The organism is Chloroflexota bacterium, from assembly GCA_026713825.1.
Classification (GTDB): Bacteria; Chloroflexota; Dehalococcoidia; order Lucifugimonadales; family UBA1127; genus UBA1127.
The window spans coordinates 26,706-44,299 of sequence record JAPONS010000069.1; the positions used below are offsets into that span (position 1 = coordinate 26,706).

Consider the following 17,594-nt stretch of genomic DNA (forward strand, 5'->3'; position numbering starts at 1 on the left):
CCGAGAGTCCGTGAACAAGGGTGGCACCGCGGAGTGACCCCGCCCCTTGATGGGAGCGGGGTTTTTTTATTGGGTGTCGCAAGCCGGGGTCAAGAGGAGAGCGAGGGCCGGAGATGACTACGCAGGAAGGCGTTCGGGGGACGACAGGGCGGGGCCGGGTCGAGGGGGTGCGGACGGTGTTTAGCGGCATACAGCCGAGCGGCGACGTGCAGCTCGGGAACTACATCGGCGCGATCAAGGGGTGGGTCGACAGGCAGGAGGAGAAGGAGAACTACTTCTGCATCGTGGACCTGCACGCGCTGACGGTGCCGCAGGAGCCGGAGGAGCTGCGCCACCAGACGCGGTCGCTGGCGGCGATGCTGTTCGCGGCGGGGCTCGACCCGGAGAAGTGCACGATCTTCGTGCAGAGCCACGTGACGGCGCACGCGGAGGCGTGCTGGCTGCTCAACTGCGTGACGCCCATCGGCTGGCTGGAGCGGATGACGCAGTACAAGTCGAAGGCGGAGAACCAGGAGACGATTTCCACCGGGCTGCTGGACTACCCGGTGCTGATGGCAGGCGACATCGTGCTGTACGACGCGCACGAGGTGCCCGTCGGCGAGGACCAGCGGCAGCACGTGGAGCTGGCGCGGGACATCGCGCAGCGGTTCAACCGCACCTACGGCGACACGTTCGTGGTGCCGGCGGGGGTCATTCCGGAGATCGGCGGGCGCGTCATGGGGCTGAACGACCCGACGGTGAAGATGTCGAAGAGCTATGCGCACATCCGGGGGCACGCGGTGCGGATGCTCGACGACCCGAAGGAGATCGAGCGGACGTTCAAGCGAGCGGTGACCGACAACGGCAACGAGATCCGGTTCTCGGACGAGCCGGAGAAGGCCGGGGTCAACAACCTGCTGGGCATCTACAAGGTGATCACCGGCATGGACGAGGCGTCGGTGGAGGCCGAGTTTGCGTCGGCGAGGGGGTACGGCGACCTGAAGGGACGCGTCGCGGAGGTGGTCATCGAGGCGCTGACGCCCATCCGGGAGCGGTACGAGGCGCTGATGCAGGACGTGGGGGCGCTCGACCGGCTGCTGGAGGTCGGCGCGGAGCGCGCGGAGTCGGTTGCCGGGCCGAAGCTCGACGAGGTCAAGGAACGCATGGGGCTGATCCTGCCCAAACGATAGCAATCTACGCGACATTCCAGTCAGAAGGGACTGTCAGACATGTATACACCAACACTGGAACAGGTCCGGGAGCTGGCGAAAGAGGGGAACCTCGTCCCGGTGTACCGGGAGATCAGCGCGGACCTTGAAACACCAGTCACCGCCTACATGAAGGTGGCCCGCAAACCGTACTCGTTCCTGCTCGAGAGCATCGAGGGCGGGGAGCGGCTGGCGCGGTACAGCTTCATCGGGACGGAGCCGTCGAAGGTCATCCGCACGGGGCCGGGGGAAAAGAACGGCGAGGTGGACCCGCTGCGGCTGGTCGAGAGCGCGCTTGGGCGGTTCAAGGTGGTGACCATCCCCGGGCTGCCGCGCTTTCACGGCGGGCACGTGGGGTTCTTGGCGTACGACGCCGTCCACTACTTCGAGCCGCGGGTGCCGCCGCCAGCCAGCAACCCGCTGGGGCTGCCCGAGTCGACGTTCATGCTGGCGGACACGCTGCTGGTCTTCGACCACCTGCGGCAGAAGATCCAGGTGGTTAGCCACGCGCACATCCGCGGGGACAACGTCGACGCGGCGTACGCGAAGGCGACCAAGCGCATCGACCGGCTGGTGAAGCGGCTGGACCGGCCGCTCAAGCGGCCCAAGCGCAACGGCTCTCGGGAAGAGGGGGCCGAGCAGCGGGAGCGGCGGACGTACTCGTCGAACCGCAGCTACGAGGAGTACGACGAGATCGTACGGCAGTCGCGGGACTACATCATCGCGGGGGACATCATCCAGGTGGTGCCGTCGCAGAGGCTGGAGCGGCCGACGGAGTCATCTCCTCTCGACCTGTACCGCGCGCTGCGGGGCACGAACCCGTCGCCGTACATGTACCTGCTGGAGCTGGACGACTTCCACATCATCGGGGCGTCGCCGGAGCTGCTGGTGCGCGTCGAGGACGGGCGGGTGCTGAACTTCCCGCTGGCGGGCACGCGCCGCCGCGGCCGCACGGTGGAGGAGGACGAGGCGCTGGCGAGGGAGCTGCAAAACAACGAGAAGGAGCGGGCCGAGCACATCATGCTCGTGGACCTGGGGCGCAACGACGTGGGCCGCGTCGCCATTCCGGGCACGGTGGAGGTGCACGACCTGATGCGGGTCGTCAAGTACTCGCACGTCATGCACCTGGAGTCTGAGGTGCACGGGCAGCTTCGGCCGGACCGCACCATCTACGACGCGCTGCGGTCGTGCCTGCCGGCCGGGACGTTGTCGGGGGCGCCCAAGGTGCGGGCGATGGAGATCATCGCGGAGCTGGAGGGCGAGGCGCGCGGCGCGTACGGCGGGGCCGTCGGGTACTTCAGCTTCTCGGGCAACATGGACACGGCCATCACCATCCGCACGATGGTGCTGAAGGATGGCGTCGCGTATATCCAAGCGGGCGGCGGCATCGTCTACGACAGCGAGCCGGAGTCCGAATTTCAAGAGACGTTGCAGAAGGCGGGAGCGCTGCTGAGCGCCATCAGCCTTGCGGAGGAACAGTCATGATTCTGCTGCTCGACAACTACGACAGCTTTACCTACAACCTCTACCAGTACCTGTGCGAGCTTGGCGCGGATGTGCACGTGGAGCGCAACGACCAGGTCACGGTGGACGAGATCGCGGCGATGAAGCCGGACAAGCTGGTGGTCTCGCCGGGGCCGTGCACGCCGAAGGAGGCGGGGGTCTCGATGGAGGCGATCGAGCAGCTGGGGCCGACGACGCCCGTGCTGGGCGTGTGCCTGGGGCACCAGTGCATCGGCGAGGTGTACGGCGGGACGGTCGGCGGCGCGGGGGAGATCGTGCACGGCAAGACGTCGGCCATCCACCACACGGGCGCAGGGGTGCTCGAGGGGTTGCCGACGCCCTTCGACGCGATCCGGTACCACTCACTGGTGGTGTTCCCGGAGGACCTGCCGGAGAGCCTGGAGGTGACGGCGTGGACGGACTCGGGGCGCATCATGGGGCTACGGCACAAGGAGCACCCGGTGCACGGGGTGCAGTTCCACCCGGAGTCGATCATGACGGTCGTGGGCAAAGACCTTCTCAGGAACTTCCTGGCAATGTAGGCTAGGCTGAGACGGCACTCTCCAATTGGAGGTCAACTACGTTCCGGGGGGTTTGCCGGCGGACCAAATCAGATTGTGCCTGGAGCAAGCAGCCAGCTTTGTGGAAAGGGTGGAGGCGCTGCTGGAGGAGCAATAGCCGCGCGGCAAGCGCAATGGCGATTGGAGGAATCCTGTTGGTCGAGACTCCATACAAGAATCAAAGCCGAGTCTTTCTCGCTCAGGCGGAAGATGAACTAGCACATGGCGACCTGTATCAGGCCGCCGAAAAGGGCTGGGGGGCGGCCGCACAGATCGTCAAGGCCATCGCAGACGCTCGCGGCTGGGAGCACGACAGCCACCGGCACCTGTTCAACATTGTTCGCCGATTAGTGGACGAGACTGACGACGACTCACTCTCGGTGTTGTTCTCAGAGGCTAACCTGCTGCATGTCAATTTCTATGAGGGCGAGCTATCGTCGAGGCAGGCCGCCTACCACCTGTCGCATGTTGTTGAATTCGTGAACAAGGTGGAGGGGCAGTTGGAGTAGGGCTTTCAACCCCGACGTCCGAGTTTCCGTTGGAGTTGGTCATGATTCGAGAAGCCATTGGCGCATTGATCGAGGGGCGGTCGCTGTCCTCCGAGGAGGCGTCTGGCTGCATGGAAGAGATCATGTCAGGCACGGCGACGCCGGCGCAGATTGGCGCGTTTGTGACGGCGCTGCGGCTGAAGGGCGAGACCTCCGACGAGATCGCGGGGATGGCGCGCGTGATGCGGGCGAACGTGCTGCGCGTCAACGTGCCGGGGCCGGTGGTCGACGTGGTGGGCACGGGCGGCGATGGGCTCAACACCTTCAACATCTCGACGGCCGCGGCGCTGACGCTGGCGGCGTCGGGGGTGAAGGTGGCGAAGCACGGGAACCGCGCGGCGTCGAGCTCGGCGGGGGCTGCGGACGTGCTGGAGGCCTGCGGGGTCAAGCTGGAGCAGACGCCGGAGGGCGTCGCGCAATGCGTGGAGGAGGCGGGCATGGGGTTCATGTTCGCGCCCGCGTTCCATCCTGCCATGCGCCACGCGGCGGCGCCGCGCCGGGAACTCGGCATTCGCACGGTGTTCAACATTCTCGGACCGCTGACCAACCCGGCCTTCGCCGACGCACTGGTCGTCGGCATCGCGGACCCGTCGTTCGGGCAGCGGATGGCGGAGGCGTTTCTGCAGCTTGGGACGACGCGGGCTATGGTGGTCCACGGCTCCGACGGCGCGGACGAACTGACGCTGACCGGGCCGTCGCAGGTGTGGGAGGCGAAGGACGGCGCGGTGACCGCCTACGAGGTGCGTCCCGAGGACGTGGCGCTGGAGCCATGCTCGCCGGACGACCTTAAGGGCGGCGTCGCGGAGGAAAACGCGGAGACGATGCAACGGGTGCTGGGCGGCGAGCTTGGGCCGCTGCACCGGGCCGTCGCGCTGAGCGCGGGGGCGGGCATGCTGGTCGCGGGTACCGTACCGGACCTGAAGGAGGGCGTGGCAGCGGCGCGGCGGGTGCTTTCGAGCAAGGCGGCGCTGGAAACGCTGAGGAAGATGGCGGAGGTCAGCCAGAGCGCCTAGCGCCCGGGAGCATTGCAGGTATGGCAACGATTCTGGACAAAATCGTCGAGGCGAAGCGGGAGTCGCTGGAGCGGGCCATGGCCGAGACGCCGCTGGCCGAGCTGGAGCGGCGCATGGCGGATGCGCCGGCGGCTGTGCCCTTCGCGGCGGCGCTGACGGGCGACGACATCCGGCTCATCGCAGAGGTCAAGAAGGCGTCGCCGTCGGCCGGGCTGCTGCGGGCGGACTTCGACCCGGCGTGGCTGGCGTCGACGTACGCGGCGAGCGGCGCGGGCGCGGTCTCGTGCCTGACGGACGCGCACTTCGAGGGGACGCTGGAGCACCTGCAGCAGGTGAAGGACGCTGTAGCCGCGACCGGTGTGCCGGTGCTGCGCAAGGACTTCCTGACGCACCCGTACCAGCTCTACGAGGCGCGCGCCTATGGGGCCGACGCCGCACTGCTCATCGTGGCGGTGCTGTCGGCGGCGCAGCTCGGCGAGTTGCTGGGCGCGGCGCGGGAGGTGGGCATTCAGTGCCTCGTGGAGGTGCATGACGAAACTGAGATGGCTGTCGCGGCGGATGCTGGAGCGGAAGTCATCGGGATCAACAACCGCGACCTGCGCACGTTCAAGACGGACCTCGCCGTAACGGGGCGCCTCGCGTCGAAGGCGCCTTCAGGCGCGGCGCTGGTCAGTGAGAGCGGCATTCGCGACCGGGGGGACATGGAGCGGCTTCGCGACCTCGGAGCGCACGCGGCGCTGGTGGGCGAGGCCATCGTGACGCAGCCGGAGCCGGGGGCGAAGATCCGCGAGCTGCTCGGGGTTGCTGTCCCCGCGCAGGGGGCGTCATGAGTATGACGGTGGTGAAGATCTGCGGACTGCGCGACGTGGAGCACATGGCCGCGGCAGCGGAGGCGGGCGCGGACCTGGTGGGCCTGAACTTCCTGCCGACGGTGCGCCGCTACGTGCCGCCGGAAACGGGCGCCGCGCTGGCTTCGGCGTTTCGGGAGCAGCACCAGGGGCCGAGGCTTGTGGGACTCTTCGCGGACCAGCCCGTCGAGCACGTGAACGCCGTTGCCAAGCTGGTGGGGCTGGACCTTGTGCAGCTCTGCGGCAGCGAGGGGCCAGAGTACTGGGCGCGGGTGGAGCCATTGGTCATCAAGGTCGTGCACGTGCCCACGCCCGCATCCGGGGATACCGACGACGAGTACGCGGCCGTGGAGACGGTGGAAGCGCGGTTGCACTCCATCAACGACGCGGGACACATGGCGCTGCTCGACCGGCAGTCGCCGGTGCAGCCGGGCGGGATGGGACTGACGTTCGACTGGAGCATCGCGCGGGAAATGGCCGCTCTCGGCCACCGGTTCATTCTCGCGGGGGGGCTGACGCCGGAGAACGTCGGGGCGGCCATCGACGAGGTGGCGCCGTGGGGCGTTGACGTCTCGAGCGGCGTCGAGACCGAGGGGGTCAAGGACATCGCCAAGATTCGCCGCTTCGTGGCGGCGGCCAGACAAGGAGCCGCTCTATGACCAGCGAGCAACGGCTGCCCAACGAACAGGGGCGGTTCGGCGACTTCGGCGGGCGCTTTGTGCCGGAGACGCTGATGGCGGCGGTCGAGGACCTGCGCATCGGCTACGAGGAGGCGCGGGAAGACGCGGGCTTTCAGGCGGAGCTGACGGGGCTGCTGTCCACGTACGTCGGGAGGCCGACGCCGTTGACCTTCGCGGCCAACCTGACGGCGCACTTCGGCGGGGCGCGCATCTACCTGAAGCGCGAGGACCTGGCGCACACGGGCGCGCACAAGATCAACCACGCGGTGGGGCAGGCGCTGCTGGCCAAGCGCATGGGCAAGCAGCGGATCATCGCGGAGACGGGCGCGGGACAGCACGGCGTCGCAACGGCGACGGTGTGCGCGCTGCTGGGCATGGAGTGCGTGGTCTACATGGGCACGGAGGACATTCGGCGGCAGCAGCCGAACGTCTACCGGATGAAGCTACTCGGCGCGCGGGTGGAGCCGGTCGACAGCGGGTCGCGGACGCTGAAGGACGCGATCAACGAGTGCATGCGGGACTGGGTCACCAACGTGCGCACCACCTTCTACCTGCTGGGGAGCGTCGTGGGGCCGCACCCGTACCCGATGATGGTGCGGGACTTCCAGAGCGTCGTGGGACGCGAGGCGCGGGCGCAGGTCATCGCCGCGGAGGGGCGGCTGCCCGACTACGCCGTCGCGTGCGTGGGCGGCGGGAGCAACGCCATCGGGCTCTTTCACCCCTTCATCGCGGACGAGGAGGTGGCGCTCGTGGGCGTCGAGGCCGGGGGGCTTGGGCTGGAGACGGGCAGGCACGCGGCGCCGCTCTCGGGGGGCAGGCCGGGCGTGCTGCACGGGTCGCACTCGTACCTGATGCAGGACGAGGCCGGGCAGGTGATGGAGACGCACAGCGTGTCGGCGGGCCTCGACTACCCGGGCGTCGGGCCGGAGCACTCGTACCTGAAGGACATCGGACGGGCGACGTACGTCTCGGCGACGGACGACGAGGCGCTGGAGGCCTTCGGGCTGCTGTCGCGGACGGAGGGCATCATCCCGGCGCTGGAGCCGTCGCATGCGCTGGCATACGTGGCGAAGCTCGCGCCGCAGGCTGGGGCGGGCAAGGTCATCGTCGTGAACCTGAGCGGCCGCGGGGACAAGGACCTGCAGGAGGTTATCCGCATCATGGACGAACGCGGCGGGCCGGAAGGAGCGGCGTGATGGTCATCGGCAAGGAGCGGACGAGCTGGTACAGCGACCACCCGCTGGAGTGTACGTGCGCGCAGTGCGAGGCCCGGCGCGCCGACGACCGCCGTTTCCAGGACATGACGCAGGGCCGCAAGGTGGGCCGCAACGAGTCGTGCCCGTGCGGCAGCGGCAAGAAGTACAAACGCTGCCACGGGGGGTAGGGGGAGGGCTCCTTGTCCCGCCCTCACGCGGGCAGCTACAATGGAGTCACCCACTCCACCCCTGGATGGACGCCATGACGACTTACAGCATCCGCGAACTCAAGGCCAAGGCCGGGCAGATTCTCGACAGCCTCGCAGAGGGCGAGGAGGTCATCATCACGCGCCGGGGGAAGCCGTGCGCGCGGTTGGCGCCCATCGCACCTGGGGCGGGAACCCCGTTGACGCCGCTGCAGAAGAAGTACGCCCACCTGCCCGACCTGTCACTTGAACAAATCCAACGCTTCAGGGCGGAAATGAACGACGCCTGGAAAGAGAAATTTGAGGACATCCCGGGCGACGATGCCAAGTAGTCCGCCGGTCTATGTGACCGACACCCACGCCCTGTGGTGGTATTTGAAGGCTGATGCCCGCCTTTCCGCCAATGCCGCAAGTGTCTTTCGTCAGGCTGCTGCGGGAGAAGCGACCATCATCGTTCCGGCCATAGTCGTGGCTGAGTTGTATTTCCTCTCAGTAAAGATGCGCGACCCCGTTGTGCCCGCTGAGTTTCTACTGGATCTGACCGCATTTGGGATGATCTTGAAGGACACCGGCGGAGAGCAACTCGCATTGCTGGGCGCTTTCCCGGAAATCCCCGACATTCACGACAGGCTCATCGCCGCTGAAGCCGTTGTGCATGAAGCCGTGCTGATCACGGTGGATCGCCTTCTAGCCGCGTCTCCAAACGTGGAGACCCTCTGGTAGCATGGCGCCATGATCATTGACTCACACGTACACGTTTACCCGCCGTCGTTTCGCGAGCGGCGGGAGGAGATTGCGCGTCGCGACGCGACCTTCCGCGAGCTGTATTCGAACCCACAGGCCGTGCTGGCCAGTGTGGACGACCTGCTGGTTGCTATGGATGAGGCGGGCGTCGACGCGGCGGTGGCGGTGGGGATCGGGTGGACGGACCCCGGCGTTGCGCGGGAGGCGAACGACTACCTGGCGGAATGCGTGGCGCGAAGCGGCGGGCGGCTGCTGGCCTTCGGGTCGGTGAACCCCGCGTGGGGCGACGACGCGCTTGCCGAGGTGGAGCGGTGCGCGGAGGCGGGGCTCGCGGGCGTCGGGGAGCTGCACCCGGACACGCAGGGGTTCAGCATCGACGACGTCTCGCTCATGGGGCCGTTGATGGCGCTCGCGAGGCGGCTGGGGATGCCAGTGCTGACGCATGCGTCGGAGCCGGTGGGGCACAGCTACGCGGGCAAGGGCACGGTGACGCCCGAGAAGGCGCTGCGGTTCATCGAGGCGTTTCCGGGGCAGCCGATTATCGCGGCGCACTGGGGCGGCGGGCTGCCGTTCTACGCGCTTATGCCGGAGGTCAAGGCGGCCCTCGCCGACGCCTACTTCGACTCGGCGGCGTCGCCGTTCCTGTACGCGCCGGACGTCTTTGCGAACGTTGCCCGAGCGCTCGGGGCGGAGCGGATGCTGTTCGGGACGGACTTCCCGCTCATCAAGCACGCCCGGCTGCTGGCGCAGGTGCGGGAGAGCGGACTGTCGGATGAGGAGCAGGCGCTTATCCTGGGCGGGAACGCGGCCGGGCTCTTTGGGCTGGGCGGCTGACGGCGATGGAGACGCTGCCCGACTACCTGCGGCCGGGGCTCGACATCGTGCTGGTGGGGCTGAACCCGTCGATACCCTCGGCGCAGACGGGGCGCTACTTCGCGAACCCGCGGAACCGATTCTGGCGCGCCTTCAACGCGGCGGGGCTCACGCCGGAATCGCTGGGGCCCGAGACGGACCATCGGATGCTCGACTTCGGCATCGGCATGACGGACGTGGTAAAGCGGCCGACGCCGGGGGCGGGCGCGCTGACGGCGGCGGACTTTCGCGCGGGGGCGGCCGAGCTTCGCGAGCGGCTGCTGGGGGCGTCGCCGCGCATCGTCAGCTTCCACGGCGTAATGGCGGCGTCGCAGTACCGGCGGCACGGCGACGGGAGCCGGGAGCGGGTGGCGCTGGGACTGCAGGAGTGGCGCATCGGAGAGTCAGTCGTCTTTGTGACGCCCAACCCAAGCCCGGCCAACGCCAGCTTCAGCCTGGAGGACCTGACCGCGTGGTACGCGCGGCTGAGGGAGTTGCGTGACCAGCTCAAACCGGCCTGAGCAGCTCCGGCTCTTCGTGGCGGTGGCGCTGCCGCCCGAGGTGCGGGAGGTTCTCGCGAGGGCGATCGGCAGGCTCCGCGACGCCGATCTTCGGGGCGTGCGCACCGTTGCGCCGGAGGGCGTGCACGTCACGCTGAAGTTTCTGGGGAATGTGGACACCGGCCTCGTGCCGTCACTTTCCGAGGCGTTGACCGCTGGGGGCGAGGGCGTCGCGCCATTCGAGCTCGCGTTGCAGGGCGTTGGCGCGTTCCCGGACGAGCGCGCGCCGCGGGCGCTGTGGGCGGGGATAGCGGGCGACACCGAGTCCCTCGCGGGGCTTGCGCGGCGTGTGGACGAGGCGTGCGCGACGCTGGGGTTCGCGCGGGAGCGACGCGCGTTCACGCCGCACCTCACCATCGCGCGGCTGCGCGACAGCGCAACTGTCAACGACCGGGACCGCGCGGCACAGGCGCTGGCCGCTATTCGTGCCGACGTGGACGGCAGGTTCACGGTCGACGCGCTGCACCTGATCAAGAGCACGCTTTCCCAAACCGGGCCCACCTACCAGACGCTGCACACAGTCCATCTCCGCCAAAGAGTAGGGTAGGCCGCCGGCGAGTTACCCCGTGTTACCGGAGCACTTTTCCGTCGGCCCCCTCCAAACCGGATGTGCGGCTTTCACCGCATTCGGCTCTCCAGTGTCGTTACAGAGTCGTAGTGCCTAGGGTTGTGGTGGTATTTGTAAGAGTCAGTAGACAATGCTTAGCAGTGCAGTCCACGACTCGAAGGGTTGGTTGTCTGCCGGAACAGTGACCTCTGTGACCTGACCGGGTGCGAGGTCATGTGCGTCCTGAGGGTCAAGGGTGGTGCCGTGTTCTCCGCGCCAGACTATGGTCGAAACTTCGATCGCGTACAGCGTGTTATCCGTGGTGTTCTCAATGGTGCCTTTGAAGGCGTTTACGGCCTTGTCATAAGACAGAACCAAACGTACCCCGTGTTCTGTCCTGTCATAGGTAGCGAAGGGGGTGTTGTTATTACCGTACCGTAGGGGCAGGGGGGGGGAGCTTGGCGTACTCTGTGGCTATCATGGCCATGTCTTGGTTCCACCTTTCGGAGCTCTCTGGACGGTCACGGTCTGACCGGCTATCACAGCCGACGAAAGTGAGTGTGAGGCCAAGCATCACGAGGAGGGTGCCGATTGTAACCAGTTGTTGACTAGGTCGCTGCACGCTTGCCTCCTGAATTGTGGGGGACGGAGCGTGTTGATTCTACCACCGTTGGGACACTACCAACTAAGTTGTGGGCGCGGTTGCCAGTTGCCTCCGTGGACGTTCAAGTGGCAGGGACGGCAGACCACGAGGGGCCTGCGCCGTCGCCGCCACCCACCTCATCCAGAGCACGCTCACGCCTTCGGGCGCGCGGTACGAAACGTTGCACAGCGTACGCCTCCGGCAGAAGGCCGGGTAAAACGGGGCGACGGGCGACTGCGTCCCGCAGCGCCCGGAGCGTGGTATGCTCGATACATGGACGCTATGAGCTTGCGGGGTGACTCCATTGGCAGCGCACGAGGGTAGGTCGCTGGGCATACCGGGCGGCAGGCGGGTGGGACTCGCGATGCTTGGCGGCGGCGCGCTGCTCCTGGCGGTCGCGGGCGGCTTCTTCGGCTACCAGGCCTACATCGACGAGCGATACGAGCCGGTGGTGGTCATCACCACGGAGCCGACGCTGCCCTCTCAGGAGGAACTGCAGCAACTGATCACGCCGCCGACCGATGTGCCCGCAGTTCCCGCGCAGACTCAGCCGGTCACCACCACGCCGCTGCAAGACACCGGCCCCGCACCCTCCGCCGCAACCCTCGGCGAGGTCTATGGGGGCTGGGACGCGGCCCCGCAGGACTGGACAAATCCCCTCTGGGCCAAGGAGCGGGGCGCGCCGGAGTTCACGTCGGGATTTCTGCCGGTCTCGGAGCTGGACCTGCCGGAGTCGGGGCTGGCGCCGGCCACCCTCGTCCGCATCCCCGTCATCGGGCTCGAATCCAGGACGATCGAGCTTGGCATCCTCACGACGGACGAGGGGCACCTCAAATACGAATCGCCGATCTACGAGGTCGGCATCATCCCGGGGCACACCACTCCCGGCGAGCTGGGCAACACCTGGCTGTTCGGGCACCTGGAGAGCCCGCTCAAGGACGAGGGCGCCGTCTTCCGCGACCTTCCCAAGCTCCATGACTACCTTCGATCCGGCGAGCCGGTCTACGTCATCGTCGACAGCGACGACGGCAGCTTCCTGTACCAGGCCACGGAGTTCCGCATCCTCCCCAAGGAGCAGGTGAACTTCTGGGGCTCCGACGGCCGCACCGCGACGCTGGTCTGCTCATGGCCGCGGTTCATCTACGACGAGCGGGTGGTGGTGACGGCGGAGCTGGTGGGGGCGCGGCTGAAGCGGCCACTTTCTTGACGCCCTCGGCGGGGCACTGCTAGCATGACTGAAAGGCAGTGACGGAGACGAGTACCTGGTGTCACCCCCTCCAGCGAGTCCGGGACGGTGGAAGCGGACAGGCGGGCGCCCAGCGAAAATCCCTCCCGAGCCGTGCCCCGAACGGGTGTAGAGATCCACACCTGCTAGGCCGCACCGGAAGCCCACCGTTATCTCGGGCGGGGGCGTGATGGCGCCCTACAAGCGCCAGCGCCGCACAGGGCTGCGGTGTTGGAATAAGGGTGGTACCGCGGGCAACGAGACCCGTCCCTTTTGAGGGACGGGCTTTTTTGTGGGCCGGGAAGGCCCGGCGGGGAGTGAAGCATGTTTCAGCCGGTATCCAGCAAGGTGAACTTTCCGGAGTTGGAGGACCGAACGCTCCAGTTCTGGCGGGACCGCGACGTCTTTCGCCGCACGTGGTCGGAAAGGGAGGGGCAGCCGCTCTTCATGCTCTACGAGGGGCCGCCGACGACCAACGGCACGCCGGGCATGCACCACGTGCTGGCGCGGGTGTTCAAGGACGTCATCCCGCGGTACAAGACGATGCGCGGCTACCGGCCCTTCCGCAAGGGCGGGTGGGACACGCACGGGCTGCCGGTGGAGCTGGAGGTCGAGAAAGAGCTGGGCTTCACCTCCAAGTGGGAGATCGAGAACTACGGCATCGACAAGTTCAACGCGCTGTGCCGCGAGAGCGTGCAGCGCTACAAGGGCGAGTGGGAGGACCTGACGGAGCGCGTCGGGTTCTGGATCGACCTCGACGACCCGTATGTGACCTTCCACAACGGCTACATCCAGACGGGATGGTGGATCATCAAGGAGCTGTGGGACCGGGGGCTGGTGTACTCGGGCTACCGGGTGACGCCTCACTGCCCCCGCTGCGTGACGTCACTCAGCTCGCACGAGGTCTCGCTGGGGTACAAGGAGGACACGCCGGACCCGTCCATCTACGTGCGCTTCCCGCTCGATGCCGAGCAGGACGAGGCGCTCGACGCCGCGCGGCGGATGGGGTGGAGCGAGGCAGGCTGGGACGGCCCTGTGCCGTCGGCGCTGGCGTGGACGACGACACCGTGGACGCTGACGGCGAACATGGCGCTGGCGGTCGCGCCGGACGAGGACTACGCGCTGCTGCGGTCGCCGAACGGCGGGGAGCGGGCGCTGCTGGTCCGCGCACGCATCGAGGACGTGCTGGGCGAGGGCTGGACGGAGGAGACATCGTTCAAGGGCAGCGAGCTGCAGGGGCTGCGGTACTCGCCGCCCTTCGCGAACGCCACGGAAGACGACGGCTCGCCGTTCCCGCACCGCGTGCTGCCGGCGGACTACGTCGGCGTGGACGACGGCACGGGCATCGTGCACACGGCGCCCGCCTACGGGGCGGAGGACTACGAACTCGGGCGCACGTTCGGGCTGCCGACGCACCACTCGGTGGACATGCTGGGCGTGCTGGCGGAGGGCTTTCCGGGGGGCGGCACCTTCGTCAAGGAGGCGGACAGCGCCATCATCGCGGACCTGGAGCGTCGCGGGCTGCTGTACCGCGGCGGCACGATGACGCACACCTACCCCTTCTGCTGGCGGTGCGACACGCCGCTGCTGTACTACGCCAAGCCGTCCTGGTACATCCGCACGACGGCGCACAAGGACGAGATGGTGGCCATGAACCGGGAGATCAACTGGTATCCGGGCCACTTCCAGGAGGGGCGCTTCGGCGAGTGGCTGCGCAACAACGTGGACTGGGCCATCTCCCGCGAGCGGTACTGGGGCACGCCGATCCCCATCTGGCGGTGCGAGCAGTGCGGGCACGACGAGTGCTTCGGCGACCTGGACACGCTGAGGGAGCGGGCCACGGCGGAGACGCGGGGCGTGCTCAATCCGGACGGGCTCGACCTGCACCGGCCGTACATCGACAGCGTCGTGGTCACGTGCGCGGAGTGCGGCAGTGAGGCGCGGCGGACGCCCGAGGTGCTGGACTGCTGGTTCGACTCGGGGGCGATGCCGTACGCGCAGTTCCACTTCCCCAAGGGCTCGCCGGAGCTGTTCAGCGACGGCCGCTTCCCGGCGGACTACATCTGCGAGGGCGTCGACCAGACGCGGGGCTGGTTCTACAGCCTGCACGCGCTGTCGGTGCTGCTGCGCAACCAGCCGAGCTACCGCAACGTCATCTGCCTCGGCCTCATCCTGGACGGCGAGGGCGAGAAGATGAGCAAGACCAAGGGGAACATCGTGGAGCCGTGGGCGGTCATCAACGCGCACGGGGCCGACGCGGTCCGGTGGTACCTGCTGACGGCGGCGCCGCCCGGGAACTCGCGGCGGTTCTCGCAAGACCTCGTGGAGGAGTCGGTGCGGCGGTTCCTGCTGACGCTGTGGAACACGTACAGCTTCTTCGTGACCTACGCGCGGCTGGACGGCTTCGACCCGATGGCGGCGGCGGCGGTACAACCGACGGCGGAACTGGACCGGTGGGCGCTGTCGGAGCTGAACCAGCTCGTGGCGGACGTGACGGACGAGATGGACGGCTACAACCCGACGGACGCGGGGCGCAAGATCGAGGCGTTCGTCGAGGAGCTGTCGACGTGGTACGTGCGGCGCAGCCGGCGGCGGTTCTGGAAGAGCGAGAATGACGGCGACAAGCGCTCGGCGTACCAGACGCTGTACACGTGCCTGGTGACGTTGAGCAAGCTGCTGGCGCCGCTGACGCCGTTTGTGGCGGAGGAGATGTACCAGAACCTGGTGGCGTCGGCGGACCCGGAGGCGCCGGACAGCGTCCACCTCGCCGCGTTCCCTGAGTCCGACGAGGCGCTCATCGACCACGAGCTAGCGGAGGCCGTGCAGGTGGTGATGCGCGTCGTCAGCATGGGCCGCGCCGCACGGAGCAAGAGCCGCGTCAAGGTGCGGCAGCCGCTTTCGGAGGCGGTGGTGATGACGCGGTCGCAGGGCGAGGCCGAGGCGCTGGAGCGGCTGGCGGACCAGGTGCGGGACGAGCTGAACGTGAAGGCCGTGCGCACCATCGACGCGGCGGAGGTGGCGAGGCTGCTCTCGGTGCGGCTCAACGGGTCCGTCGTCGGGCCGAAGTACACGGACCGGCTGCCGGAGCTGCGGCGGGCCTTCGAGGAGGCCGACAAGGCGGCGATCGCGGGCCGGATGCTGGCGGGCGAGACGGCGGCCATCGGCGGCTTCGAGGTGACGAGCGAGGACCTGGAGGTTGCGCCCGCCACCGACGGGGTCGTGGCGGGGTCGCTGGAGGGCGGCTACTTCGTGGGCGTGAACACGGTGATCACGCCGGAGCTGCGGCAGGAGGGGCTGGCGCGGGAGCTGGTGCACAACATCCAGAACATGCGCCGGGCGGCGGGGCTGGACATCTCGGACCGCATCGTCATCACGCACGAGGGCGCCAGCGAGCTGCAGGCGCTGCTGGGCGAGGGGCCGCTGGGCGACTACGTCCGGGGCGAGACGCTGGCCGTCGAGGCGGCGGCGGGCGCGCCGGGTGCGTCCGGCACGCCGGGCGGCGGCTACTCGGAGACGCTCAAGATCGAGGGGATGGAGCTGACGGTCGGCGTCAGGCGGGCCTAAGACTCTTCGGGGTCAGGCGGGAGTCGGAGCAGGAGCTTCAAATTCCACATCCACCATGCCGAACGTGGTTTCCACGGCCTGGTCTCCCTCTCCGGCGGCCAAAAGCTCCGCGCTGTGGTAGGCCATCGCCTCACAGAGCGACATGCCTGGCTCCGGGATGGGTTCCCCTTTCTCGGCCAAGCCCTGAAAGTGAAAGGCCAGCGCCTCTCTGATCATCACCTGCATCTCGTCCCATGTGCTGGCCGTGGCGATGCAGCCGGGAACGTCGGGCGCATAGGCGGCATAGTTGTTGGGAGAACGCTCGAACACTACCGCATAGCTGCGCTTCATCGTTCCCTCCCTTCAAGCCCCGCCTGTTTCAGTATGCGCCGCCAAGTGCCGGTGGCTGCCTGTTGTCCGTACATGATGCCAGCCATCGCGTTCAACAACACGAATGGCCTCCCTGACCTTGGGCATGCAGGCCTAGCGGGAGTCCGCGCCGACGACGGCGGCGTTGGCCTTGTCGTGCAGCGAGTTGCCCTCACGCTCCCACCTCGCCGCGAGGTAGGGGCTGGAGGCGAGGAGCTTCTGCAGCGTCTTGAAGCGCGAGGCGCTGAGCTTGGGCGCGCCGAGGATGCGTGCAGCCTCGCCGGCGGCGCGGGTTCCGTTGAGCACGCCGGTGTCCTTGTCGACGCGCTGCGACCACCGCTCGTGGATCTCCGACTCCCAGCCGCCGTTGGTCGTGACGACCGGTGCAGGTGGCGTTGCCGACGGGGTCGGCGGGGGTTCCGGCGCCGCGGTCACGACGGGAGGAGCCTGCCGCTGGACTGCGGGGGCGGGCTGCGGGGCGGCGGCTGACGGCCTCGGCGTTGAGCGCGCGGGCCTTGGCCGCGACGGGGCGGGCGTCCGGACGGGCGGAGGCGGCGCGGCCTGCACGGGCTCGACGGGCGGGGCCGCCGTGGCGGTCGATTGCTGACTCCTCGACTTGCCCGCGAGCACCTTCCCGATGCCCGGCAATCGCGCCATGCCCGTCGGCTTGAGGCTGATGCTGATGTCGTCGGAGCCGCGGGCGCGGGTGACCTTCACGACGGGGGACGCATCCAGGAACTGCGTGAAGGTACGGTAGCCCATGGAGCGGAAATCAAAGCTGGGGTCAATGCGGGTCATGGTCTGGTGCAAGCGCGAGCCCGCCACCTTGCCCTCGTCGTCGGCGGAGGCGTCGATGGCGCGCTGGACGAGGGCGTCGAGGGAGCGGGAGTCGGCGGGGGCGGTCTTGGGCTCGGTGCCGAGGTAGATGTAGCGGTCGCAGGCGCGGACGAGCGTCGTGGAGACGACGTCGCGTCGGCCTGCGCCGATGACGGTCTTGCCGGCGGAGCGCAGCTTGCTGACGAGGGTGACGAAGTCGCTGTCGGCGGACACGATGACGAAAGTGTCGACGGGGGAGCGGTAGAGGAGGTCGACAGCGTCGATGGCGAGGGAGATGTCGCTGGAGTTCTTGGCCACGCGTGCGGCGTGGAAGTGGTGGACGGCCTCGATGCCGAGCTCGAGGAGCTGGTCGCGCTGGCGGGCGCCGGAGGACCAGTCGGCGTAGGCGCGCTTGACGATGATGCGCCCGAGGTCCGAGAGCTGGTCGAACAACCCCTGGACGGCGCCGAGGCCCACGTTCTCGTAATCGATCAGGACCGCTATCTGCGACTCACTCATGCTAATACGTTACTCTCTCTCATATTGCCCGGCTA

Annotated in this window: 17 protein-coding genes and 1 pseudogene; 16 read left to right on the forward strand and 2 right to left on the reverse strand. The window is 68.0% G+C overall.

Features of this window, described 5'->3' with window-relative positions:
* Positions 1 to 113 precede the first annotated feature (113 nt).
* The 16 genes from trpS (at position 114) to ileS (ending at position 15,876) form a co-directional block, all read left to right on the forward strand.
* Positions 114 to 1,169 carry a tryptophan--tRNA ligase gene (trpS, locus tag OXC99_08480; GenBank protein ID MCY4625020.1) on the forward strand — a complete coding sequence of 352 codons (1,056 nt, stop codon included), beginning with the start codon at positions 114 to 116 and terminating at the stop codon, positions 1,167 to 1,169.
* Between the two features lie 39 nt (positions 1,170 to 1,208).
* Positions 1,209 to 2,672, forward strand: coding sequence for an anthranilate synthase component I (trpE, locus tag OXC99_08485; protein ID MCY4625021.1), 1,464 nt, complete (start codon positions 1,209 to 1,211; stop codon positions 2,670 to 2,672).
* Positions 2,669 to 3,232 (forward strand): aminodeoxychorismate/anthranilate synthase component II, encoded by a 564-nt coding sequence (locus OXC99_08490; protein ID MCY4625022.1) that lies wholly within the window; start codon positions 2,669 to 2,671, stop codon positions 3,230 to 3,232. Before trpE ends, OXC99_08490 begins: the two co-directional genes overlap by 4 nt.
* A 152-nt stretch (positions 3,233 to 3,384) precedes the next feature.
* A complete protein-coding gene (locus tag OXC99_08495; GenBank protein ID MCY4625023.1) occupies positions 3,385 to 3,759 on the forward strand; it encodes a PaREP1 family protein in 375 nt (124 codons plus the stop codon).
* Positions 3,760 to 3,800: 41 nt separating this feature from the next.
* Positions 3,801 to 4,811, forward strand: a complete 1,011-nt coding sequence (gene trpD / locus OXC99_08500; protein MCY4625024.1) for an anthranilate phosphoribosyltransferase — start codon at positions 3,801 to 3,803, stop codon at positions 4,809 to 4,811.
* Between the two features lie 20 nt (positions 4,812 to 4,831).
* Positions 4,832 to 5,641, forward strand: coding sequence for an indole-3-glycerol phosphate synthase TrpC (gene trpC / locus OXC99_08505; GenBank protein ID MCY4625025.1), 810 nt, complete (start codon positions 4,832 to 4,834; stop codon positions 5,639 to 5,641).
* Positions 5,638 to 6,318 (forward strand): phosphoribosylanthranilate isomerase, encoded by a 681-nt coding sequence (locus OXC99_08510; GenBank protein ID MCY4625026.1) that lies wholly within the window; start codon positions 5,638 to 5,640, stop codon positions 6,316 to 6,318. Before trpC ends, OXC99_08510 begins: the two co-directional genes overlap by 4 nt.
* Entirely contained in the window at positions 6,315 to 7,535 is a 1,221-nt protein-coding gene (gene trpB, locus OXC99_08515; GenBank protein ID MCY4625027.1) for a tryptophan synthase subunit beta, read from the forward strand. Before OXC99_08510 ends, trpB begins: the two co-directional genes overlap by 4 nt.
* The gene (locus OXC99_08520; protein MCY4625028.1) at positions 7,535 to 7,723 is read left to right on the forward strand and encodes an SEC-C metal-binding domain-containing protein; all 189 of its coding nucleotides are present in this window, start codon (positions 7,535 to 7,537) and stop codon (positions 7,721 to 7,723) included. The genes trpB and OXC99_08520 overlap by 1 nt, the downstream gene beginning before the upstream one ends.
* 65 nt (positions 7,724 to 7,788) lie before the next feature.
* Positions 7,789 to 8,073, forward strand: coding sequence for a type II toxin-antitoxin system prevent-host-death family antitoxin (locus tag OXC99_08525; GenBank protein MCY4625029.1), 285 nt, complete (start codon positions 7,789 to 7,791; stop codon positions 8,071 to 8,073).
* A gap of 13 nt (positions 8,074 to 8,086) precedes the next feature.
* Positions 8,087 to 8,464 (forward strand): hypothetical protein, encoded by a 378-nt coding sequence (locus OXC99_08530; protein MCY4625030.1) that lies wholly within the window; start codon positions 8,087 to 8,089, stop codon positions 8,462 to 8,464.
* A 9-nt stretch (positions 8,465 to 8,473) separates the two neighbouring features.
* Positions 8,474 to 9,319, forward strand: coding sequence for an amidohydrolase family protein (locus tag OXC99_08535; GenBank protein ID MCY4625031.1), 846 nt, complete (start codon positions 8,474 to 8,476; stop codon positions 9,317 to 9,319).
* A gap of 5 nt (positions 9,320 to 9,324) precedes the next feature.
* Positions 9,325 to 9,858 carry a mismatch-specific DNA-glycosylase gene (locus OXC99_08540; GenBank protein ID MCY4625032.1) on the forward strand — a complete coding sequence of 178 codons (534 nt, stop codon included), beginning with the start codon at positions 9,325 to 9,327 and terminating at the stop codon, positions 9,856 to 9,858.
* Positions 9,836 to 10,444 carry an RNA 2',3'-cyclic phosphodiesterase gene (thpR, locus tag OXC99_08545; GenBank protein MCY4625033.1) on the forward strand — a complete coding sequence of 203 codons (609 nt, stop codon included), beginning with the start codon at positions 9,836 to 9,838 and terminating at the stop codon, positions 10,442 to 10,444. Before OXC99_08540 ends, thpR begins: the two co-directional genes overlap by 23 nt.
* 947 nt (positions 10,445 to 11,391) lie before the next feature.
* On the forward strand, positions 11,392 to 12,294 hold the full coding sequence (locus OXC99_08550) for a class F sortase (protein MCY4625034.1): 903 nt from the start codon (positions 11,392 to 11,394) through the stop codon (positions 12,292 to 12,294).
* A gap of 342 nt (positions 12,295 to 12,636) precedes the next feature.
* Positions 12,637 to 15,876 (forward strand): isoleucine--tRNA ligase, encoded by a 3,240-nt coding sequence (gene ileS / locus OXC99_08555; protein MCY4625035.1) that lies wholly within the window; start codon positions 12,637 to 12,639, stop codon positions 15,874 to 15,876.
* A 147-nt stretch (positions 15,877 to 16,023) separates the two neighbouring features.
* Here the strand turns inward: ileS and OXC99_08560 are convergent.
* Positions 16,024 to 16,206, reverse strand: a pseudogene (locus OXC99_08560) (type II toxin-antitoxin system HicB family antitoxin).
* Between the two features lie 132 nt (positions 16,207 to 16,338).
* Complete coding sequence (locus OXC99_08565; protein ID MCY4625036.1) at positions 16,339 to 17,559, reverse strand: NYN domain-containing protein; 1,221 nt, start codon at positions 17,557 to 17,559, stop codon at positions 16,339 to 16,341.
* Positions 17,560 to 17,594 lie beyond the last annotated feature (35 nt).